This window comes from Flavobacterium sp. (assembly GCF_027490375.1).
Lineage (GTDB): Bacteria > Bacteroidota > Bacteroidia > Flavobacteriales > Flavobacteriaceae > Flavobacterium.
Window position 1 is genome coordinate 28,921 of the sequence record NZ_JAIXYH010000008.1, and the last position, 22,270, is coordinate 51,190.

The 22,270-nt window shown below is 41.8% G+C and carries 19 protein-coding genes; 3 read left to right on the plus strand and 16 right to left on the minus strand.

From position 1 onward, the window contains the following. Positions 1 to 3: 3 nt before the first annotated feature. From Q0064_RS01140 to Q0064_RS01150, 3 genes are all read right to left on the minus strand, one after another. Positions 4 to 255: a hypothetical protein gene (locus tag Q0064_RS01140; protein ID WP_298143022.1), complete on the minus strand. Its 252-nt coding sequence runs from the start codon at positions 253 to 255 to the stop codon at positions 4 to 6. Between the two features lie 3 nt (positions 256 to 258). Further along, positions 259 to 819, minus strand: a complete 561-nt coding sequence (locus Q0064_RS01145) for a restriction endonuclease subunit S (RefSeq protein WP_298143026.1) — start codon at positions 817 to 819, stop codon at positions 259 to 261. A gap of 797 nt (positions 820 to 1,616) precedes the next feature. After that, on the minus strand, positions 1,617 to 2,972 hold the full coding sequence (locus Q0064_RS01150) for an NAD(P)/FAD-dependent oxidoreductase (RefSeq protein ID WP_298143029.1): 1,356 nt from the start codon (positions 2,970 to 2,972) through the stop codon (positions 1,617 to 1,619). A gap of 125 nt (positions 2,973 to 3,097) precedes the next feature. On the opposite strand from Q0064_RS01150, the gene Q0064_RS01155 reads away from it, so the two are divergent. From Q0064_RS01155 to Q0064_RS01165, 3 genes are read left to right on the plus strand one after another with little or no spacing between them, the layout of a single operon-like run. Next, on the plus strand, positions 3,098 to 3,241 hold the full coding sequence (locus tag Q0064_RS01155; protein ID WP_298143032.1) for a DUF2256 domain-containing protein: 144 nt from the start codon (positions 3,098 to 3,100) through the stop codon (positions 3,239 to 3,241). Continuing rightward, positions 3,234 to 4,511: a DASH family cryptochrome gene (locus tag Q0064_RS01160; RefSeq protein ID WP_298143034.1), complete on the plus strand. Its 1,278-nt coding sequence runs from the start codon at positions 3,234 to 3,236 to the stop codon at positions 4,509 to 4,511. The genes Q0064_RS01155 and Q0064_RS01160 overlap by 8 nt, the downstream gene beginning before the upstream one ends. Then, the gene (locus Q0064_RS01165) at positions 4,499 to 6,049 is read left to right on the plus strand and encodes a cryptochrome/photolyase family protein (protein WP_298143037.1); all 1,551 of its coding nucleotides are present in this window, start codon (positions 4,499 to 4,501) and stop codon (positions 6,047 to 6,049) included. The genes Q0064_RS01160 and Q0064_RS01165 overlap by 13 nt, the downstream gene beginning before the upstream one ends. A gap of 1,418 nt (positions 6,050 to 7,467) precedes the next feature. Here the strand turns inward: Q0064_RS01165 and Q0064_RS01170 are convergent. From Q0064_RS01170 to rsgA, 13 genes are all read right to left on the minus strand, one after another. Then, positions 7,468 to 7,725 carry a Txe/YoeB family addiction module toxin gene (locus Q0064_RS01170; RefSeq protein WP_298143040.1) on the minus strand — a complete coding sequence of 86 codons (258 nt, stop codon included), beginning with the start codon at positions 7,723 to 7,725 and terminating at the stop codon, positions 7,468 to 7,470. 5 nt (positions 7,726 to 7,730) lie between these two features. Further along, positions 7,731 to 7,946 (minus strand): hypothetical protein, encoded by a 216-nt coding sequence (locus Q0064_RS01175; RefSeq protein WP_298143043.1) that lies wholly within the window; start codon positions 7,944 to 7,946, stop codon positions 7,731 to 7,733. Positions 7,947 to 8,101: 155 nt separating this feature from the next. Continuing rightward, positions 8,102 to 8,608: a transposase gene (locus Q0064_RS01180; RefSeq protein WP_298143046.1), complete on the minus strand. Its 507-nt coding sequence runs from the start codon at positions 8,606 to 8,608 to the stop codon at positions 8,102 to 8,104. Between the two features lie 105 nt (positions 8,609 to 8,713). Beyond that, positions 8,714 to 11,029, minus strand: a complete 2,316-nt coding sequence (locus Q0064_RS01185; RefSeq protein ID WP_298143050.1) for a penicillin acylase family protein — start codon at positions 11,027 to 11,029, stop codon at positions 8,714 to 8,716. A 2-nt stretch (positions 11,030 to 11,031) separates the two neighbouring features. Then, on the minus strand, positions 11,032 to 12,108 hold the full coding sequence (locus Q0064_RS01190) for an agmatinase family protein (RefSeq protein WP_298143053.1): 1,077 nt from the start codon (positions 12,106 to 12,108) through the stop codon (positions 11,032 to 11,034). A 6-nt stretch (positions 12,109 to 12,114) separates the two neighbouring features. After that, positions 12,115 to 13,383, minus strand: coding sequence for a kynureninase (kynU, locus tag Q0064_RS01195; protein ID WP_298143119.1), 1,269 nt, complete (start codon positions 13,381 to 13,383; stop codon positions 12,115 to 12,117). 200 nt (positions 13,384 to 13,583) lie between these two features. Next, complete coding sequence (queA, locus tag Q0064_RS01200; protein WP_298143057.1) at positions 13,584 to 14,633, minus strand: tRNA preQ1(34) S-adenosylmethionine ribosyltransferase-isomerase QueA; 1,050 nt, start codon at positions 14,631 to 14,633, stop codon at positions 13,584 to 13,586. 717 nt (positions 14,634 to 15,350) lie between these two features. Next, positions 15,351 to 16,574, minus strand: a complete 1,224-nt coding sequence (locus Q0064_RS01205) for a 3-phosphoshikimate 1-carboxyvinyltransferase (RefSeq protein WP_298143060.1) — start codon at positions 16,572 to 16,574, stop codon at positions 15,351 to 15,353. Beyond that, positions 16,574 to 16,900 (minus strand): nucleotide pyrophosphohydrolase, encoded by a 327-nt coding sequence (locus Q0064_RS01210; protein ID WP_094486039.1) that lies wholly within the window; start codon positions 16,898 to 16,900, stop codon positions 16,574 to 16,576. The genes Q0064_RS01205 and Q0064_RS01210 overlap by 1 nt, the downstream gene beginning before the upstream one ends. Then, positions 16,900 to 18,852, minus strand: a complete 1,953-nt coding sequence (locus Q0064_RS01215; RefSeq protein ID WP_298143065.1) for a DUF3857 domain-containing protein — start codon at positions 18,850 to 18,852, stop codon at positions 16,900 to 16,902. The genes Q0064_RS01210 and Q0064_RS01215 overlap by 1 nt, the downstream gene beginning before the upstream one ends. A 4-nt stretch (positions 18,853 to 18,856) precedes the next feature. Continuing rightward, entirely contained in the window at positions 18,857 to 20,752 is a 1,896-nt protein-coding gene (locus Q0064_RS01220; protein WP_298143068.1) for a DUF3858 domain-containing protein, read from the minus strand. A gap of 73 nt (positions 20,753 to 20,825) precedes the next feature. Then, positions 20,826 to 21,278, minus strand: coding sequence for a D-aminoacyl-tRNA deacylase (gene dtd / locus Q0064_RS01225; RefSeq protein ID WP_298143071.1), 453 nt, complete (start codon positions 21,276 to 21,278; stop codon positions 20,826 to 20,828). Then, positions 21,278 to 22,246, minus strand: coding sequence for a ribosome small subunit-dependent GTPase A (gene rsgA / locus Q0064_RS01230; RefSeq protein ID WP_094486045.1), 969 nt, complete (start codon positions 22,244 to 22,246; stop codon positions 21,278 to 21,280). The genes dtd and rsgA overlap by 1 nt, the downstream gene beginning before the upstream one ends. Positions 22,247 to 22,270: the final 24 nt, after the last annotated feature.

The window sequence follows — 22,270 nt, forward strand, 5'->3', positions numbered from 1 at the left end:
TTTTTAATTTGAACATTTATGATCAATACTTTTTATATTTATGTTAAATCTAGAAATTAGACAAGATTCTAATTCCTCTTTAGCACATTGATGCTTCTCATATTGAGTTTCCAATTCATTATCATTGGTAATAGTAACATCAAATTCGTTGCTACCGTCATTACATCTGCAAATTTCAATTCTTACTTTTTCGCCAGACAAAGTTTCTGCTTCACAATATTGGCAGCCGCAACTAGGACAAGGTATATTTATCATTTTTTAAAACTTTATTGCATTTAAAATTATTTGTTGTATTTGTTTCTCTTTTAGTGATTCTATTTGTTGTTTCAAAGATTTTTCTTTGTGGCGGAGCTCCGTGATTTGCAAAATAGCTTTTTGAGTTTCAATGCTTGGTACAGCTATTTCCAAATTTCCCAAAACTTGTTTTGAAATAGATTGAATAGAAGTTCCAATAGCTTGGCATTTCAATAAAGTTTGTGTAGCATGGCTGTTAAGTACCCAAGCCAAAAATTGAGGTAATAATTTTTTGCTAGTTGGTCTGATAACAAAAAATGAAGTAGAAGCAACGGCAGGCTCGTTGTGGTTTTCAAACACAGCTGCAAAATTTTTAGTTCCTTTAGCAGCAAAAAGCACGTCACCTCCTTTCAGTAAATGTTTTTCGGAAATGCCGTCGGCTGCCAAATCGGGATGTAAAACAGTATGCAACTGCCCGTATTCATCGAAATGTTTAGCTTGTAGATACACTAATTCACCAATACCTGCAGGCTTAGCAAAGACTCCAGTTTGGATATGTGTTATATCTTTAATTTGTATTTTCAAATTTTATTTCTTTGTAATAATTCTACAAAAATACATATAGTTTTTAAAGAACGCGCCTTTTTAAGAAAAATATTTAAGTAGAAGCTCTACAAATTAAGCGGTGTTTTCTTTCATACATTAAAAAAGCATGATTAGCATAGCGTTCTTAAATGAAAGGAAGATATGTAATACAAAACAACATATGTTACTTACATTATAAATTTTCTTGCGCGTTTCTTATATCCAAAACACTGCTTTTCACATTAATAATCGCCCTACAATCGAACAAAAAAAACTGAAATAGAAAAAAATCAATTCAAAAAACTTCTAATTAATGATTCATAAAAAAAGCTATTATGAATGTAAATTAATGAACATTTTCCATCTACCATCAAACAGGAATACACACATTTCCACCAAACATCACTAACGTATGCCCTAGCCCGGATGGTAGCGGCAGCCCGTAAGAAAAATACGGCTACGTGAACCGTGTTGCGATGGCGACCTAAGAAGCCAGAAGCAAAACGTGTGAACGTACCGTATTTTTTGCGGACTATAGCGAACAGCCGGAATAGCTACTGAAAATTATACGTATCAAATAAAAAAGCTGATTGAAAATCGGCTCCAAATTCTGTGGATTCGATCAACAGTAAAACTTAAAAGCTGTATCAAATTCTGCGATTTCCGTGAATTCTGTGCGCAAAAAATTACACCGAAATCGGCTCCAAATTCAGTGGATTCAGTCAACAGTAAAGCTGTAAAAACTGCAAATCAGCATGAAAAAACCAATCTAAAAAACCGTACCATTTCTAAATCTACTAGGAACGATTTTCCGTCAACAGTTCTTTTAAAATAAAGGCTTCAACCTCGGCCGTTTTCCAGTTGGTTTTGATGCCCGGCAATGCCAAGACTTTTTCCATGATGGCGTTTTGGAAATCGCCCATTTCGAGCGCTTGTTGGTAAGGCTCGGTGCTAAAAGTAACGCGAGAATACAAAGGCACCCACAAATCGGGATGCAAATCGGAAAACCAACGCTCGATTTCTTTTTGTAACAAGAAATTCTCGTCGGCTGTTTTGGAACTCATTTCCATAAAATTACGATACGACAGCTCGGCAATCGCATCGGCATTGGGTTTACGACTGTTCTCGTAGGCACGGAAAATGGCATTCCAATCGTTGCCGTGCGCGTCCATCAACTCAAATAACACCGTGATGTCTTCGAAACCGGCGTTCATTCCGTGTCCGTAAAAGGGCACAATCGCATGGCAAGCGTCACCAATGAGCGCTACTTTATTTTGGTACGTCCACGGGAAACACTTCATGGTGACCAAGAAACTGGTCGGATTTTTAAAGAAATCTTCCACCAAATCGGGAATTACCTTTTCGGTATCGGGAAAATGCGTTGCGAAAAATGCTTCCAGTAGCGCCTTGTCGGTAAGCGATGCAAAGGAAAAATCGCCCTCATGCGGCATAAACAACGTACAGGTAAAACTGCCGTCGAGGTTTGCCAACGCCATGAGCATGAAATTTCCGCGCGGCCAAATGTGCAACGAATGCGGATCGAGCTGATGCGTACCATCCGGATTTGCCGGAATATGCAACTCCTTATAGCCTATATTTAGAAACTCCTGCGAGTAGTTAAACATACTTTGCCGCTGCATTTTGTGGCGCACGCGCGAAAAAGCACCGTCGGAACCAAAAACCAAATCGTGTTGGTGCGACGTCCATTCGCCGCGTTCCGTTTCACCGGTTTGAATGCTCGCCTGCGCTAAATCGATATCCCAAACTTTCTCTTCAAACTTAAACGTTACGCCGGCAGCCTCGGCCAAATCGATCATCTTCCGATTCAAAATACCGCGCGACAACGAATATATCGTTTGCCCCTCCTTTCCATACGGCTGAAAAACAACCGACGAATCGAGCTTGTGAATGGCACGCTTGTCGACAGCAATACCAATTTTCTTGATTTCGTCTGTGATTCCGGCGCCAGCAACGGCTTTCCATCCGCGGTCGGACATTACCAAATTGATCGACCGACCCGAAAAATTGACCGTTCTAATATCCTGACTCCGATCGTAAACCGTAACGCGATGTCCGGCTCGCTGCAAGTATAACGACAGTAAAGAGCCAACCAAACCGCTGCCTACTACTGCAATATCTAAAGGCTTTTGCATTAAAATGAAATGAAATTCAAAGGTAACTATATAGAATCTTTCCCGATAATTTTCTGCGTACAAATATCGTGAAAAAAGCTACTTTTGTTTAATGTTTTTATATTTTCGTTAAACAAAATAACAGCATGCATAAGAAACCTTTTCTACCGGAGAAAATCTGCGTTACCTGTCAGAAGTCTTTCAGTTGGCGCAAGAAGTGGGAAAAAAATTGGGAAAATGTAAAATATTGCAGTGAGCGCTGCAGCAGAAATAAAACAAAAAATGGCTAATTTACTTTGGTTTAGAAACGATTTACGCACCTTCGATCACAGCGGTTTAACAGCAGCTTTGGCAAACGGAAAACCCACATTTGCCCTGTACATCATCGACGATTTGTGGTTTGAAAAAGACGCGTACGGATTGCAATCTTTGGGGAAATTCCGTGCTAAGTTCTTGTTGGAAACGCTGGTCGATTTGCGCAATCAACTAGCCGACTTTGGAATTGCGTTAGAAGTTTTTCGCGGTTCGAGCGTTGCCGTACTGGATTCTTTTATCGAAGCCAACGGCATTTCGCACTTGTTCTATCAGGAAGAATGGACGCGCGACGAACGATTGGTGTCTACGCAAATAGCAAAAAATCATCCGAAAGTGCAGCACCACACGTTTTACGATCAGTTTTTGTTTCATCCAAAAGACATTCCGTTTAAGTCGTACCGCGAAATTCCGGAGGTTTTTACCGCTTTCCGAAAAGTGGTTGAAGTGCGTTCGAGCGTTCGCAAGACGGTTGCTGCTTCTAAAAAAGAGGCTCGAATTTCAAATTTCGCTACCTCAATTCCGAGTCTAAGCGATTTAGGATTCGATACATTTGAAACCGACCCGCGTTCGGCATTTCCGTTCTCTGGCGGAAGCAGCAGCGGCATCGCACGATTACAGCATTATTTCGAAGGCACCCAAGCCCTTTCCAGCTACAAGCAAACCCGAAACGGCTTAGTTGGTTTAGATTACAGCAGCAAATTTTCGGCTTGGCTGGCAAATGGCTCATTATCTGCCCGATACATTTATTGGGAAATCAAGAAATACGAGCAGAAATTCGGTGCTAACGAAGACACGTACTGGCTGATTTTCGAACTCATTTGGCGCGACTATTTCAAATACATCAGCTTAAAACACGGTTCAAATATTTTCCACATAGGTGGCATTACCAATCGGAATTACATTTGGAAAGACGACGAAAAAACCTTGAACCGATGGATTTCCGGAAAAACAAACGACAATTTTGTAGATGCCAACATGCGCGAACTGGCAGCAACCGGCTGGATGAGCAATCGCGGTCGGCAAAATGTAGCGAGTTTTCTGGCTAAGAACATTGAATTCAACTGGCTTTTAGGCGCCAAATACTTTGAAATGCAACTCATTGATTACGATGTACATTCGAATTACGGCAATTGGATGTACACGAGCGGTGTAGGAAACGATCCGCGTGATCGAAAATTCAACACGCAACGACAAGCCGAGATGTACGACGCGCAATACGAATTCAGAAATTTATGGCGGAAATAAAAGCACAGTATCGCGAAATCCGACTCATTCTCGGCGATCAACTCAACAGCAATCACAGTTGGTTTACGGAAGTTTCAAATGATGTTTTGTACGTCATGGCCGAGCTCAAGCAAGAGAGTGCGTACGTAAAACACCACATTCAAAAAATAGCCGCTTTTTTTGCAGGAATGCGCGCATTTGCAGCCGATTTACAAGCGCACGGACACGCTGTTTTCTACATAAAAATTAACGATACACTTGCCGAAAATTCGTTTGCCGAGCTACTTTTGAATGTCGCAAAAGAAAAATCGGCACCGGTAATTCGCTACCAACTTCCCGACGAATACCGTTTGGATGCTGAACTGGCTGGGTTGAGTGCACAGTCGCCCTTCAAAATTATCGCCGACGATACCGAACACTTTCTTACGAATCGAACCGATTTTAAAAACTTTTTCGCGGGAAAGAAGCAGTTTTTAATGGAGCGTTTTTATAGAAACATGCGCGAAAAGCATCGATTTTTAATGGACGGAAGCGCGCCCGAAGGCGGAAAATGGAATTTCGATCACGACAATCGGAAGAAGTACAAAAATGAAGTTCCGATCCCGAAGCCGCCCGTTTTCCACAATGATGTGACGGCGATTTACAATGAAATTTTGCAAGCGAAACTGCCGCACTTTGGTGCCATTGATCCTAAAAATCTGATTTGGCCCATAACGCGCCATCAAGCACTCGGCGTTTTGAAGCATTTTTGTGAGGCGCTGCTTCCCTTTTTCGGAACGTACGAAGACGCGATGTACGGCGATGATCCGTTTTTGTTTCACTCGCGACTCTCCTTTGCGATGAATGCCAAATTTTTGAGTCCGACAGAAGTTATCGAGGCATCGATCAGCGCCTATCGTTCGAATGATAAGATAAGCATTGCCCAAATAGAAGGCTTTGTCAGACAAATTGCGGGCTGGCGCGAATATGTGCGCGGTTTGTATTGGAAAGAAATGCCGAATTACGCGCAGTTGAATCATTTGTATAATACGAATCCGCTGCCGGAATTTTATTGGACGGGCGATACGAAAATGAATTGTCTGCGAAAATCGATTTCTCAAAGTTTGGATTTGGCGTACGCGCACCACATCCAGCGTTTAATGGTTATTGGCAACTTTTCGTTGTTAACACAACTGCATCCCGACGCGGTCGACGCTTGGTACTTGGGCATTTACATCGATGCTATTGAATGGGTCGAACTACCGAACACCCGCGGCATGTCGCAATGGGCCGACGGCGGAATAATTGCTACTAAACCTTATGTTTCTTCGGGCAGTTACATCAATAAAATGTCGGATTACTGCGGCAAGTGCGCGTACAACGTTAAGGAGCGCGTGGGCGAAAATGCGTGTCCGTTTAACGCCTTGTATTGGAATTTCCTCGTTGAAAAACAAGCATTTTTTAAAGACAACCAACGCATGAGCATGATGTTGGCTTTGTTAAAGAAAATTCCTGCAGCAGAACTAGCCGAGATAAAATTGCGTGCCGCAGCTGTGATTGAAAATCCGGATAGATTTTAGAGGAGATTCAAAGATTTCGAGATTGAAAGATTCAAAGATTGAAAGATTCAAAGATTGAAAGATTGAAAAATTCAAAGATTGAAAGATTCAAAGATTGGTGTTCGACAGGCTCAGGCAGCTACGAGTTGTGGGTTTGAGAGGAAAAACGACACGTGAAGTGGTGAATTCATCGAGTCTATTCCGATAGCTATCGGAACTCGTCTCTATCCCGATAGCAATCGGGACTAGTTTCTGAAAATGGAGCACAATGTTTCACGAAGTTTTGCACGATGGGCACAATATTGGTTTCGACAAGCGCTACTAGCAGCTTTTTTAGCTCACAGAACACACTGAAAACCACAGAATTTGGTGGAATAATATACCGTTGAGGAAAACACAGAACGTCCAGTTAACCAAAATGTGCGCCATCCTTCGACAGGCTCAGGCAGCTACGAATTTTGGGTTTGGGAGGAAAAACGACACGTGAAGTGGTGAATTCATCGAGTCTATCCCGATAGCAATCGGGACTAGCTTCTCGGCTCTAGCCTCTAAAAAGAGCACAATGTTCCACGAAGTTTTACACAAAGTACACGATGTTGTTCTCGACAAGCTCGAGCAGTGGCTTTTATTAGCTCACAGAACACACTGAAAACCACAGAATTTTGTCGAATAATATACCGTTGAGAAAAACACAGAACGTCCAGTTAACCAAAATGTGCGCCATCCTTCGACAAGCTCAGGCAGCTACGAATTGTGGGTTTGGGTGGAAAAACGACACGTGAAGTGGTGAATTCATCGAGTCTATTCCGATAGCTATCGGAACTCGTCTCTATCCCGATAGCAATCGGGACTAGTTTCTAAAAATGGAGCACAATGTTCCACGAAGTTTTACACAAAGTACACGATGTTGGTTTCGACAAGCGCTACTAGCAGCTTTTTTAGCTCACAGAACACACTGAAAACCACAGAATTTAGTGGAATAATATACCGTTGAGGAAAACACAGAACGTCCAGTTAACCAAAATGTGCGCCATCCTTCGACAAGCTCAGGCAGCTACGAATTTTGGGTTTGGGAGAAAAAACGATACGTGAAGTGGTGAATTCATCGAGTCTAACTTTTAGCTTCTATAGATAATTTTTTTAGGGGGTGCCGGCAGTTGTTTCGTAACGCTTCGCAGACAAGCATTGAAACTGCCGTCGCGCTATCCGCTTTATCTTTTTGGCCCTCGTTTAGTGGAAATTCTTAAAGGCCAAAAAGGATATCTCTGCTATCGCTCACCCGGATAATCGTTACCGAAATGAAAGAGTGGGTAAAATGGTTTCTATATTTAAGAGGCCTAATTAATAACAGTTCTAAAAAAACGACCTTGTGAGTTTAAAAACCAGCAGTGTACATCATGCTACAACTGATGTTAGTGTTCTTGAATGAATGATGCAACTCAATAATGAAATCTACATGCAATTATTTTAATGCACGATTCTTCTACTCGATAAACGAGACGATGTTCGTCAGTAATACGTCGGGACCAATAACCAGTGTATTCGTGCTTCAAAGCTTCAGGTTTTCCAATGCCTTCAAAAGGTGTTCGAGTGCATTCTTTAATTAACTTTTTGAGTTTGTTAAAAACCTTTTTATCTTCAACTTGCCACTGGTTGTATTGTTCGAATGCCAACGGTGTAAATAAAATGTCTCGCACGGAACCTACAACTTTACTGCTATATATTCGCCGTTTTCATCTTGAACTATCGAATCATGTAGCATTTTCTTATTCGCTTTGGTAGAATTTAAATAGGTCGTATTATCCATTTCTTCTTCTACAGTAATAACAATAGGTTTCGATTTGAAGTTAGCCTTGATCGCTTCTAAAATATCAACAGTTAGATCTTGTGCAGAAGCTAAATGATATGTGGTGTACATGGTTTTCATAAATTCCTGAAATTAGATTTTTCAAAAAATTTGTGTAGCGCAAAAGTCTAAACTAACAATACAAAGTTAAGAATTTTTCCACTCTTAAGCAGTTCGGTTTTTAGGGGCAGCTTACGATTTACCGTCTTCCCATTTTTTAGGATTGTTCACGATGTAGTATGAAATGCGTTGGTATTCAGCATGATTTCTAATAATATGGTCGTGAAATCGAGATTGCCACGCAAAATGGGGTAATATTTTTTTATCTCGAAAGAACAGCGTCTTTTATACCAGCGAATAATCCGAAAAATATTATCATTGATCATTGGGTTTTTAGCTCCTGTAATACCACCTGTTTTTAATTGATTTTGGTCCTGTTCCGTTGTTTGTTCTGCATGAGCTGGTTTATCTATTATCAATATACCATGCATATGATCGGGCATAATTACAAAATCACCTAACTCGGCATATTCAAAATGATCTGGAATCAAACTCCACAGATTGTAGGCAATGCTACCAGCAGACGATAAAATCATTTCGCCGTTTTCGATGTTACCAAAAAAATGTTGTCTATTATGGGTACAAAGGGTAACGAAATAGGCACCGTTCCAACCGTAATCCCACCATTGCGCCCGAACCGTTGTTGTGCGGTATTTGTTTCGGTATTTTTTCATATTGGATTTTAATTACCTGGTTGATGCGCGATGAATCGCGCCTACCTGTTGATGCGCGATTTATCGCGCCTATTTGCGCCTATAGAGGCGCGATGAATCGCGCATCTACCGGTTTGGTTTCAAAACCAAACGCGTGCTGTGATCAACGATTTGTCTTTTGTTCAACAACATCGGTCGGAATTTTCCGTGGATGAACAAATCGTATTGATCGTCGTAATGTTTGCTAAACGGATTACCCGATTGTCCGGTAGGTAAAATACCCATGGCGTTTTCAATTTCGGAAAAATCGATCACCCGACGTGTAGACGGACCTGCTTTTACCTGATACGGCAGGGTGGTTCCGTACGCAAACATCATGCTATTTACAACTTCATTTCCGCCCGAAATTCCCGCTCCACCCACGTTAAACAACTTTCGCAATACTTGAACTTTTCCAATCGGATGCTCTACTTCCAGCGTATGAATGTCTTTCCAAACCGTGCCCACCGGAATGCCCGCGACCGCTTTTTGAAATGCCGCAGCAACAATAAATGCCCGCGATTCCACACGTGGCGTATTGCGGTTGTCCCACCAAACCGAATTCGGATTCGCTAATAGCGGAGCAAAACTCTGCTTGAATGCATGTGTAGGTATCAGCTGTTCGAAACGCTCGCTGCCCAACTCGTCTCGAAACGTGTATTCGAAAATATAGCTCAAACACAAGGTGTAAATTCCAGCTGCTTTTGAATCGGAACGATACGCACCATCCCAAGACTTCAACAAATCGTATGCGCTTTTTTCTGCGGAATTCAATTTCTGGTAATCGATCAGCGAAACCATTTGCTGTGCGCAGAATTTACTCACAGTCGAAACATCGTCGAACGCCATCTTGCGCACATCTTCGGCTGTCCATTTTTGTTTCGACTTTAAAAGATCGGTAATTCGCGATTGGCGATTGTGCGGCAAATAATAACCGGGAATGGCATATGTTCCAACGGGTTTAGGCGCGTAATTTGCCGAAGCGATAAATCCCGAAGACGGATTCAGCTCACTCGGATTTTCTGTAAATGGTATCGGAATCGTTAAGGTATCGGTTGGATTCGTTCCGTCTAAAATAAAATTCGGATTTACCGATTCGTGTAATTTATACAGAGATGCCGAGGCTGTCCACGCAATCGTATCGCCGGCGCTGCCGTACATAACGTTAAGTCCAGGTGCGTGAATATTCGCTTTTCCAGCATTGAACTGTCGGTAACTTTTCGCATGCGACATGTCGTACAAAGCCGTCAATAACTTATTCGGTTTCTGTAAATAAACCCAACGCATCACAACCGGCGTTTCTTTAGTCAGATTTTGCACCGTTTCATTAACAATCGGGCCGAGCTTTGTTGCTTTGAAATCGAGTTTCACTTTCGTGGAATCTTTCACAACTATTTCGTGCGACTTTACAAGCTTCACATCAGCAGATTCAACAGTAAAAAAGTCGATATCGTCGTTTTCAAACATCGTCAATCCGTAAGCCATCTGACGATTAAAACCGAGCAATGGAAAAGGAATTCCCGGCAAATAATGCCCATAAATTTCATACTCAGGTGTGTGCAAATGGGTTTCGTACCACGTTCCGGGTTGCGAAAAACTTATATGCGGATCATTTTCAAAAATTACTTTTCCCGAAGCGGTTTTTTCAGGCGCAATCAACCAACTATTACTGCCAATAAACGGACCAACGGGCATGGATTCCATCACCTCGTTAATTTCTTTAGAAATCTCTGAAAAATCGGATTGCAGTGTCTTTAGTTTTTCGTTAGAAAGCTGATTCCATTTGCCATCTAAACCAAAATCTTTCAAATACGCTGCGCCTAAATCTTTTCCAATACTAGTCATCAACGGATCGGTGCGTTGTGCCATCGCGAAACTAAAAGACATGTATCCAAAAATATTGTAAACGTCGACCATTTTAAACGGCCGCGCTTCAATGCCTAAAAGAGAAAACTCTATCGGTAAGGTTTCGTTTGCCAAATAGTGATTTACACCTTGCAAATACGCTTGAGTTAATTGGTATTCGGGCGCATTAACATCGAGCGATTTTACGATTGTTTCGCTGTTCGCGTTCAATCCGATGGATAGAAAAAACTGATCGGCTTTCAAAGCTGGTGCACCAAATACAGCTGCTAATTCTCCTTTCCCGATACGTCGGAGTAATTCCATTTGCCACAAACGCTCTTTTGCATGTAAGAATCCAAGTGCGTATAACGCGTCTTTTTCACCCGACGCGTAAACATGCGGCACGGCATACGTATCGTAATATACTGTTGTTTCCTTTTCTAAACCGGGCAGTTCGGCAGTTCCCGAATACGAGGGTTTAAAATGTAAGTAAATGCCGAGTGCGGCTATGAGAACCAGCACCACAATTGCTCCGAGGAAATACAACAGTTTTTTCATTTTTACTGGAAATTAATAGGTTCGCCAACGGCTTTTCGGTTCGCTTTCGCGAGAAGACCGCACATATTAAACAACATGCGCGCTCCTACGTTTCCATCCCAATCATCGTCACCAGGCGCTACTTCAACCAAATCGAAACCAATTAGTTCGCGGCCCGAATTTACAACTTCGCTCAACAAATACGCCGCTTGTTCAAACGAAAAGCCGCCTGGAACGGGTGTTCCTGTGTTCGGACAATACCACGGATACATACCATCGATATCGAAACTAATTACGACACGTTGCGGAAGCTCAGCGATAATTTGGTCGCATTGCTCACGCCAAGTCATTCCAGCGAAAGCTGCTTCCTTCATATCGGTATCGGTAAATACCACTACTTGATGTTCGCGAGCCACTTGCACTTCTTGTTCGCAAAAATCGCGAATTCCGACTTGCACGAGTTTTTCGACTTGCGGAAGTTGCACGGTGTTGTACATAATCGAAGCATGACTGTAGGTAAAGCCTTCGTAGGCAATTCGTAAATCCATGTGTGCATCGAGGTGCAGAATTCCGAAACTGCCGAATTTCGCAGCCAAAGCTTTGTAATAGCCGTACGGCGTAGCGTGATCTCCTCCTAAAAAACCAACCAATTTATTCTGACCTAACCAATGAGCGCAGCGGTTTTCAACTTCTTGATTAAATTTTTCAGAAGCTTGATTAACGGCGGCTAAATCCGATTCTAATTCGGGGAAATCCGCTAAATTTTTTCCCGATTCCAAAGCCTCGATTACGTTTTGGGCTAGTTCTTTAGCTTTATCGGAATCCGACTTCCATTTAGCTGCGTTTTCACTGTCGTAGTGTATGCCTAGTTTCCACAGATCGGGAAATTTTTGATGGTGTAAATCGACCTGATAAGAGGCTTCCAAAACTGCTTCAGGTCCGTCGGATGCACCACTCCCGTAACTTACGGTTGCTTCCCAAGGCGCGGGAACAACAACGATTTCGCTCTGGTCGGCCGAAAACGGGAGTCCGAATAACTGTCCCTGTGCGGCTCCGGGTTGTGATGGATCGAATGTGGCTAAAATTTGTTCTTTTGTCATGCTTGTTTAATTGATTTCTTGGATTCCCGCCATTAAAATTTCTCCGAATCGAAACATATCTTCGTAGCTGCAATACAGCGGAACGGGTGCTAAACGGATTACGTTCGGCTCACGCCAGTCGGTGATAACTCCGTTTTTCATTAAATAATCGAATAATTTTCGACCTTGCCCGTGCAGAAAAACTGATAGTTGCGAGGCGCGTGCTGCGGGAGTTATGATTTCGAAATTTCCGTTTGTTTTTTGGGCAACGTCGTTTAGGATAAATTCGAGATATGCCGTAATCTGATCGCGTTTGGCAACGAGCGCTGGCATTCCTACTTCTGCGAAAAGCTCTACCGACGCGAGATAAGGAGCGAGTGATAAGATGGGTAAATTACTTACCTGCCAACCGTCGGCACCATGAACCGGATCGAACTCGGGTTCCATTTTAAATCGACGTTCTTTGTTATGTCCCCACCAACCGGCTAAGCGTGGTAAATTACTTTTGTGATGGCGTTCGTGAACAAAGCAGCCCGATGCATTTCCTGGCCCGGAATTCATGTATTTATACGAACACCATGCGGCAAAATCAACATTCCAGTCGTGTAGTTGCATTTCAATATTCCCGGCGGCGTGTGCTAAATCCCAGCCCACAATAATTCCGCGTTCTTGCGCGTATTTGGTTATGGCTTGCATATCGAACACTTGCCCTGTGTAGTAGTTTACGCCGCCCATAAGTAGCAAGGCAGTGTCGTTGGCATGTGCATCGATTGTGGCAAAAATATCTTCGATACGCAGCTGGTGTTCGTTTTCGCGCTTTTTAACTTCGACGAGTGCTTGGCTGGTCGTGAATCCGTGGAATTGAATTTGCGATTGAATCATGTACTGATCGGAAGGAAACGCCTTCTCTTCACAAATAATTTTAAAGCGCGTCGCATTAGGTCGGTAAAAACTCGCCATGAGCAAATGTAAATTCACGGTGAGCGTATTCATTACTGTTATTTCCGACGGCTTTGCTCCAACGATTTTCGAGAGTGGCTCGGCAAAACGTTCGTGATAATCCCACCACGGTTTTTCGGCGTAAAAATGACCTTCAACGGCCAGATTTGCCCAATCATTCATTACATCGTTAACAAATTTCTGTGCCGATTTTGGCTGTAAACCCAACGAATTTCCCGTAAAATAAACTACGTTTTTACCGTTGTGCTGCGGAAAGATAAACTGCTGGCGATACGGTGCTAATGCATCTTGGGCATCGAGTTTTTGTGCGAATTCGAGCGTATTTTCAAATACCATAATTTTCGATTGAAGTGGCGTAAAAATAGTGATAAGCACGATTTTGAACTGAAATCTGCGCAAGAATTTCAAAAAACTATTTTCTCGCAATCGATTTTTGAAAATCGCACAAAATGTCACTGAAACAAGTATTCAGTAAAGCATAAAAAAAAATCGAGACAAAACTGCCTCGATTTCATAAATGGTATATTGCCGAATTCTTAAAGAATCAACATCGCATCGCCGTACGAGAAGAATTTGTATTGTTCTTTTACGGCTTCTTCATATGCTTTTTTCATTAAATCGTGACCACAAAAGGCCGAGATCATCATCAGTAATGTCGATTTTGGCGTATGGAAATTGGTTACCATACAATCGGCGATAGAGAAATCGTACGGTGGAAAAATGAACTTGTTTGTCCAGCCGTCGTACGGATTTAATGTTCTTGCCGAAGAAACCGAACTTTCGATGGCACGCATCGAAGTTGTTCCGATAGCGCACACTTTCTTGCGATTTGCTTTTGCGCGATTTACTATGTCGCAGGCTTCTTGCGTGATGCGCAATTCTTCCGAATCCATTTTGTGTTTCGAAAGGTCTTCCACCTCAACTGGATTGAATGTTCCCAAACCAACGTGTAAAGTTACCTCAGCAAAGTCGATTCCTTTAATTTCCAAACGCTTCAATAAGTGTTTAGAAAAGTGTAAGCCCGCAGTTGGCGCCGCAACAGCTCCTTCTTCTTTAGCATAAATGGTTTGGTACCAATCGGCGTCTTCAGGTTGCACTTCGCGGTTAATGTATTTTGGAATCGGTGTTTCGCCCAATTCTTTTAGTTTCGCACGGAACTCTTCGTAAGAACCATCGTATAAAAAGCGTAAAGTTCTCCCACGCGATGTCGTGTTGTCGATAACCTCAGCAACTAACGAATCGTCGTCGCCGAAGTACAATTTATTACCGATACGTATTTTACGCGCCGGATCAACCAGAACGTCCCATAAGCGTTGTTCTGAATTAAGTTCTCTCAGCAAGAAAACTTCGATACGAGCACCTGTTTTTTCCTTGTTTCCGTATAAACGTGCAGGAAAAACTTTAGTATTATTAATAATCATCACATCGCCTTCATCGAAATACTCGATAATGTCTTTAAACATTCTGTGTTCGATGGTTTTTGTGGCGCGATTTACGACCATAAGGCGCGATTCGTCGCGATTTTCAGCAGGAAATTCCGCCAAAAGTTCTTTTGGAAGATTAAAATTAAAGTGTGATAGTTTCATTTATTTGATTTAGTGCTTTTTGCAAAGCTGTTTTCAAAGCGGCTGCAAATATACTATCGCGAAATAGGCGTTGTCAAGTAAAAGACGGCTTATTTTGAAAATCTTAGCATTTATGGCACTTTGCGAGCTGCGCAAAAACAAAGTAAAGCGAATTGTTAGGGGTTTTTGGGTGGTCCGGCGGCATACGTACGGTGGAAGTACTTAGCCGCCGTCAGGCCATTCGCTGCAAGTTGCTTCGTTTTTGCGCCCTTCACACTCGTGTTTGCAGCTTCTGCGGTCGCTGTGCCACTTCGGTTCCGGTGCGCAAAAGCCGTTCGCAAGCTTTCCGCTGCTGTCCTTACCACGAAAAACGTTGCCGAAAAAAGTTATCTTTTTCGAATCGTAAACCAAAGAAATTAAACGAAACTATTTTTTAATTCTAAAGTTGTATTTCAATATTTTACACAAGGTAATATTACAATATTACGTTTTAATTTTTACAAAGTCGAAATTCGAGATATTGTACTCAAAATTTCAAAGTATCGATTTTTTGGAAACGATTGCCGGGTGAGCGGGCGCAATGACATCCTTTTTGCCGTACGGAATTTCCAAGATAGTTTTGGCAAAAAGATACAATGGAGCACGCGACGGCGCCAAAAAAGTAGTTTTTAAACGATTTGTGAAAGTGAGAACGATTTGTTGAAAACTACACGTACAGCGCCGGCACCCCCAAAAAAATCAAACAATTGTGGTGGAAAAACCTACTTTCTCCAGTTCGTCCCAAAAATCTGGGAACGATTTGCTAACCACTTCTGGATTGCTGATTTGCAGTTCGGTACGCGTGGCGATAGGTGCAAAAGCCATGGCCATTCGATGATCTTGATACGTTTCGATGGGTGCAGTTGGCCGAACGAATTGGCTTGCGGAAAAGCTTAACGAGTCGGATGTTAGTAATACGGTAACTCCGCACTTTTGCAACTCGGTTTGCAGCGCGGCGAGTCGGTTTGTTTCTTTAATGGCCAGCGTTTTTAAGCCCGTAAGTTTACAACTACAGCCAAGCGTTGCAGCGGTAACAGCGATGGTTTGCGCAATATCCGGCTGATTTTCGAGATTGAAATCGATGGCAGCATCAGCTTTGCTCACTTTGCGAATCAAAATACCCGTTGCTGTTTGGGTTGTTTCAACACCGAAATGGCGGTAGTACTGTGCTGTGTGCGCGTCGCCTTGTTTGGAGTTTTGCTGCAACTGTGCGAGATTCAATTCAAATCCGATTTCTGCCAAGGCAACGATGCTGTAAAAGTAAGATGCGGCCGACCAATCGGCTTCCACGACATACGTTCGCTTAGTTGCCATTGGTGTTTGTAGAACGTTGATTTCGGTCGACGTTTGCTCGATGGCATACCCAAGATTTAGCAGCAAATCGACAGTAAGATCGAGGTAACTTTGGGAAACTGCTGAATTCGCCAATTTAATTTGAAACGGCTTTGGTACAACTGCGGCATTGAGCAAAATAGCCGAAATGAACTGAGACGAGACGCTGGCATCGATTTGTACGGAATTGTGCAATGCTGTTGGCGGCAGAATTTCAAGTGGTGGAAATCCGTGTTTTCCGAGGTAATTAATTTTTGCCCCTAAGTTATTCAAGGCATCGACGAGCGGCCCTATGGGTCGATTTTGCATGCGCTCGGAACCGGTAATGGTTCGTTTTTGCGTAGTTGTAACTGCTAAGAATGCGGTAAGAAATCGCATGGCGGTTCCGGCATGACCCACGTCGATGTGTTGAGAATTGGTGTCGAGAGCTTGTTGTAAAACCCGGACATCGTCGGCCTTGGGTAATGCTGCAAGAACGAGCTCTGGGTGATGCTGTTGCAGGATCAGTAATCGATTGGCAATAGATTTGGAGCCGGGCAAGTTTAGGGTAACGCCCGACTTCAAATTGTTTGCCTGCAACCGTAGCGTCATTATTTTAATTTCTCGTTAGACTGGTGTCGGTCGTGATCGCGTTTTGTTTTCAGCTCCATTTTCTTGGAAAAGGCAGCTTGCAAATCGGTGTTGGTTTGATTGGCGAGACAAAGGACTACGAAGAGGACGTCGGCAAGTTCTTCGCCGAGATCTTTTTGTTTGTCGGATTCTTTTTCGGATTGTTCACCATATCGGCGTGCGATGATTCGGGCTACTTCACCGACTTCTTCGGTAAGTTGCGCCATGTTTGTGAGTTCGTTAAAGTATCTAACGCCGTGGTTTTGAATCCAATCGTCGACAATTTTTTGCAGGTTTGTGATTTCCATTATGATTTCTTTGCAAGAACAATTCGTTGTTTTTCGGCTTCCACCATTTTTGCAAAGATAGCTTTTATTGCTGGGTACGCTTCAGCGGGAAGAATAGCTTGGTTGATATCGGTTGTTGCTGTTACTCTAATGGTGTTATTTTCATTGGAACAGTTAAATCGGTATGTTAGCGATTTATCTTCAAGAGAGACTGATATTGGAGTTGGTAGCGATTCGACGACGTATCCATCTGGAATTGTTAGTATGTATGTAACTTTATGTTGGCTAGGAAAGCTAAAATCGATTGGAGATTCTCTGTAATCTTGTTTAAACGGATTCTCGGTAGTTGTATAGAAAAGCAGCGGTTTTAGTTGTAGTTTTCCCGCTATGATATCGCAAACTCCTTCGCTTTCAAATGCGAAACTTTCGATAAACGAAAACGAATTATCATTTTGGAATGTCTTTTTATAGTTCTCGATAACGGCTCCAGATAATTCTTTTTCCAAGGTTTCGAGATACGCGTCGGTCGCTTCCGCGCTCTCATCTAGCTTGTACCTTTTGGCCATATGGTCGGTATATTGTTTTCTCATATTTCCTTTCAAATTGCCATTTGCAGACAGGCTTCCCATCATGGTAACGGCATTTATTGAAGGCGTAGTTGGCATGAGATTAATTTCTTCGGTATAGCCATCTTTAGATATATATCTTCCAATCCAGTTTAAATCTCTAGTAGGCAGCAGGTTTGGAATTGGATTTTTGTCGGTTGCATCAATAAGGTATTTTACATTATTAATTCTTGCAATACAAATAACTCCGTTAAAAGCCTCTGTACTTGGGAACAGTGGAATTCCGTTTGCTCTGGTACTTATTAACACGGGATCGGCCTTGATCTTTAAGTGTTGTAACATATTAATTAGAAGCAAATTAAGCTGTGCGAAATTTCCAGCTTTCTTCTTGTATGCAGATTTTATTCCATCATCAGAATAAACACCGTTCATTTCATTCCAAGCTACTTTAGACTTTAGAAATTTGATTGTAGCGAGCAAGCGATCGTAATCAGTGGCAGCATCTTTTACGGCCGCATCGAGCTCCTCTTCGTAAAAATTCTTAGCAGCTAATTGTTCGGTAAAGTCGTTTTTATAAATACCTTGAGCTACTGATGCCCAATCTGTTGAAAAGTTCTTCACCTGACCATCTGCGTTTCTTAAAGATGCTAACTCAAATGTGAGGGAAGATCTGTAGTTGTCGATATTCGATACAAAAGGTTCGTCTGGAAGTGCAGGTACATTCTTCATCTCATAAGTACTGACGTACTCTTCGAAATTCCATTTTCCTTGAACTTCAATTCGCGATTTTTTTGATTTAGATGTGGTGGGAGCGTAATTTCCGCGCGAGCTTACTCTGAAATCGTAGTACTCAGGTATCACAGTAACCATTTTGGCAGCAAGAACAGGTACATCTTCTTGAAATTCAAAGTCTGGAATTCCCCAAAAGCGCGGAGAATCGATATAATATTCTAATTCAAGAATGGAGCCTTCTTTTACATTGGGAAAAACAAAAGATTTAGTTGACCAATACTTATTTCTTTCCGTTACAAAAACGCCATCGTCCTTAATTTTGCTTTTAACAATCTTGCCGCCCTCTTCGTTATAGGTTATTCCGGATATCAGTTGTACTTTTTCACGTGTATCAGAAGAGTTATAGAACGGAATTACTACTGTAGCTAGTTCATAGCCGTCTTTTTTGTATATTTTAATTTTCTGTTTGACCTTAATCTCACATTTAAAGCTATTCTCTACATCAAGTGGAAAGAACACTGTTGTACTTTTAAAGTAAAAACTTGCTGCTGCAGCCGTATCAATTGGACAAACTTTCTCTCTAAGTTCTTCTAGTGTAACATCACCCAGACTATATTTTTGGCAGAATACACTAGTAGTTAGCAATCCTAGTGTAAGTAGGAAGAATTTTCTCATATTCTTAAATTTTAACGATCAATTTGCTTTGATCAGATCTATTTACTTGTTCTAAAAATTTACGGTATTTGTCAAAATCTGAGGCACTGAAGACACCTTTCTTAAGGGAGAGTGTTCGAAGCACTTTACAGGATTTTTCATCTACTTTTTGGAAAGAAATACTGTAGGTTCCAAATTCGGAGTTTATATTAATGTTTTCGGGTAGGATATCCCATTTTTGATTATCGGCTAGAACCACAGTTATCGAAGCAGTTTCAACTTCTGGCTCGTCGATTATGAAGGAAGTTTTACGATTGCGTATTCTCTTGGGAATATACACCGGCTCAATAATTGCAGTTGGGCGGATCAAGTGATATTCGCCAGCTTTTTCAATAAAATTCTCAGAAACCACCTCAAGTTCTTCCACAAACTTTGGATCGGTATCTTCGCGACTTAGTTTGATATTCTGAATTGACGCATCGTGAATACTTGAGAACATTTCCTTGTACCGTTCGTCTCTTTTTTTTGCATCGTAGTTTAGGATTCTGTAGTTGTTATCGAAATGAATGCCAAAGCTTTCAATCTTTACAGCCGATTTCATTCCTCCAGTGCTATTTATATTCACTAAACCTACAATCTTCTTAGTATTATCTTCTGGCTTAAAAGTTTTAGTATGTGCAATTTCACCACCTAATTCGTCTTTAATCACTAAAACATCTCGATCGGCGGTAAAGGCACCTGCAAAACCGAATGGTAAATCTTGGCTTGTACATTCGACCCAGATGTAGTCGTTGTTTTCAGGTATCGCCAATATGGCATGATTCCCTTGTAGTGAAACAAAGTTTTTATCAATACTGCGTTTGTCGTCATCTCCATAAACGATTGTAAAAAAAGATGGGACTCCGGCAGCTTTTAGCAATGCACGTGTGTAATTAGTGAGCGCTTTGCAATCGCCATACGAAAGCCGGTCGACGTCGGATGCGAGCATGGGTTTAAACCCGCCAATTCCATCTTGAACACTGATGTAGCGAACTTTTTTCTTTACATAATCATAAACCAAAGCTGCTTTTTCGGTTTTGGTTTTAGCGTCTTTTGTTAATTGAACAATGGCCTCTCTTGTTGCTGTTGGTAGTTCATCTGTTCCCTTTAGAAGTGCGTTATAATACCATTTCCCCCAAGAATTCCAATCAGACGCCTCCCCTTTTACGCCTTCTAAAGCAAATTTATTAAATGAAAACCGGACAAAGGGCACGTTATTTAAAAACGATTCACTGAGGTATTCGTAGACAACTGGCTTTAATTTGCTACAATTAAAAGTAAGACCATCTGAAGAAATAGCAACCAGAGACTTTGCCGTTTCGTTAGCATGATGCCGCAACTGCAAACCCGGCGCGAGCTCAAATGAAACAACTGCATACTCTACACTACATCTTGTACCAACGAGGGGCATAAAAGCTTGAACAAATGCGGTCGATTCATTCTCAACTTTACTGGTGAACCTACACGTAACGGGAAATGTTGGAGGGTTTAGATCTAGATTCAAGACCCTATCATCACTAAAAACGCTAAATCCGTCAAATGCTGCTTCGTCTTTAAAATCCCGTTTTCGATATACTTTTTGCAAATTTCCAGCAGCATCATAAACTTGTAGCTCTATTTCAAGAACCTTAGAATGCTTCCCGTAGCCTTCCATCAAATCTACAAACCCCATACCCGTGTTGTTGAAAGCAGTTACCGTTCGTTCGGTATTGACAACCATTTTATCTTGATCTAAAACAGAATAAGTCACATTCGAATGACGGACTACTGCATCAACACCTTTAACTAGTAAACTATCAATTTTTGAGACCGCCAAATCGGGTCTTGACTTTTGTCCGAATGCTAAACAGCACCAGAACAACAACAATACATTTAATCGCACAAAAAAGCCTTTAAAATAAAGGCGAATATAGTATATTTTTTTAGAAAATTTTAAGATTCTATTTTACTAAATGTTAAATTTTTTCTTTCGAATCCACCACGATAGTTACCGGGCCATCGTTCAACAACCGAACTTTCATATCGGCACCAAAAACGCCCGCTTTTACCGCTACAGTTGATGTACTTTCCAACCTAGAAAGAAACTTGTCGTATAACGTAATCGCTTGCTCCGGCCTCGCAGCTGCTATAAACGACGGTCGGTTTCCCTTTCTTGTAGCTGCGTGAAGGGTAAACTGACTAACAACTAAAATGCTACCTTGAACATCTACAACCGACTTATTCATCAATCCGGCTTCGTCGCTAAAAATTCGCATATTCGTAATCTTTCCGACGAGATACTCGATATCTTCATCGGTATCGTTGTGCGTAATTCCTAAAAGCACCAACAAACCATCTTGTATTTCCGAATGTAGTTTACCGTTTATGGTTACCGATGCTTCGCTAACCCGTTGTAGAACCGCACGCATTATTGTCTGGTTTTATCGCTATTTATCCGATCAGCTTGGTGCACATCCGCTCGATAACCGTCTTCGTCGCCTTCTAAAATCTGCAAATAACTCTTGTACCGCGACCATGCTATTTCATCGGCATCTAAAGCCGCTTTTACTGCACAACCGGGTTCGTCTTTGTGTAAGCAATTATTAAACTTACACTGATCTTTCAACTTGAAAAATTCGGGAAAGTAGTCGCTCAATTCGTTAGGTTCAATCTCCACAACACCAAAACCTTTAATTCCCGGCGTATCAATGATGGTTGCGCCAAAACTCAAATCGTACATTTCAGCAAAAGTGGTGGTATGCTGACCTTGTTTACTTTGCTCCGACACTTCTTTTGTTCGCAAATTCAAACCTGGTTCAAGCGCGTTTACCAAAGTCGACTTCCCAACACCCGAATGCCCGCTGATCATTACTGTTTTGCCAATCATGAGCTCCTTCAATACATCGGTTCCTTTTCCTGCCAAAGCCGCAATTCGATAACACGGATAACCAATTTCTTGATAAATATGTTGCAAGTACAACTGCTCGTCGAGCTCTTCTTCCGACAGCGCATCTATTTTATTAAAAAGCAAAGCAGCACGAATGTCGTAAGCTTCAGCGGTCACCAAAAAACGGTCTATAAACGTTGTAGTTGTAGGCGGATTTCCAATCGTAACCAATAAAAAAACCTGATCGATGTTCGAGGCAATAATGTGAACTTGTTTGGAGAGATTAACCGACTTCCGAATAATGTAATTACGTCGTGGCGCGATAGCGGTGATTACTCCGAGTCCGTCGGAATCGATTTCCAAAGTCACTTCGTCGCCAACCGCAACCGGATTAGTACTTTTTATTCCTTTAATTCGGAATTTCCCTTTGATTCGGCATTCAACAAGAGTACCGTCTTCGGTTTTTACCGAATACCAACTGCCGGTCGATTTATATACACGTCCAATCATCGGCTCAAAATTAGCAGAAATGAA

Coding starts and splice junctions, on each gene's coding strand:
- Q0064_RS01175 (WP_298143043.1), bottom strand. CDS start 7,946: ATGTACACCACATATCATTTAGCTTCTGCACAAGATCTAACTGTTGAT.
- Q0064_RS01165 (WP_298143037.1), top strand. CDS start 4,499: ATGGCGGAAATAAAAGCACAGTATCGCGAAATCCGACTCATTCTCGGC.
- Q0064_RS01160 (WP_298143034.1), top strand. CDS start 3,234: ATGGCTAATTTACTTTGGTTTAGAAACGATTTACGCACCTTCGATCAC.
- queA (WP_298143057.1), bottom strand. CDS start 14,633: ATGAAACTATCACACTTTAATTTTAATCTTCCAAAAGAACTTTTGGCG.
- Q0064_RS01180 (WP_298143046.1), bottom strand. CDS start 8,608: ATGAAAAAATACCGAAACAAATACCGCACAACAACGGTTCGGGCGCAA.
- dtd (WP_298143071.1), bottom strand. CDS start 21,278: ATGCGTGCGGTTCTACAACGGGTTAGCGAAGCATCGGTAACCATAAAC.
- Q0064_RS01205 (WP_298143060.1), bottom strand. CDS start 16,574: ATGACGCTACGGTTGCAGGCAAACAATTTGAAGTCGGGCGTTACCCTA.
- Q0064_RS01210 (WP_094486039.1), bottom strand. CDS start 16,900: ATGGAAATCACAAACCTGCAAAAAATTGTCGACGATTGGATTCAAAAC.
- Q0064_RS01215 (WP_298143065.1), bottom strand. CDS start 18,852: ATGAGAAAATTCTTCCTACTTACACTAGGATTGCTAACTACTAGTGTA.
- kynU (WP_298143119.1), bottom strand. CDS start 13,383: ATGGTATTTGAAAATACGCTCGAATTCGCACAAAAACTCGATGCCCAA.
- rsgA (WP_094486045.1), bottom strand. CDS start 22,246: ATGATTGGACGTGTATATAAATCGACCGGCAGTTGGTATTCGGTAAAA.
- Q0064_RS01190 (WP_298143053.1), bottom strand. CDS start 12,108: ATGACAAAAGAACAAATTTTAGCCACATTCGATCCATCACAACCCGGA.
- Q0064_RS01155 (WP_298143032.1), top strand. CDS start 3,098: ATGCATAAGAAACCTTTTCTACCGGAGAAAATCTGCGTTACCTGTCAG.
- Q0064_RS01150 (WP_298143029.1), bottom strand. CDS start 2,972: ATGCAAAAGCCTTTAGATATTGCAGTAGTAGGCAGCGGTTTGGTTGGC.
- Q0064_RS01185 (WP_298143050.1), bottom strand. CDS start 11,029: ATGAAAAAACTGTTGTATTTCCTCGGAGCAATTGTGGTGCTGGTTCTC.
- Q0064_RS01140 (WP_298143022.1), bottom strand. CDS start 255: ATGATAAATATACCTTGTCCTAGTTGCGGCTGCCAATATTGTGAAGCA.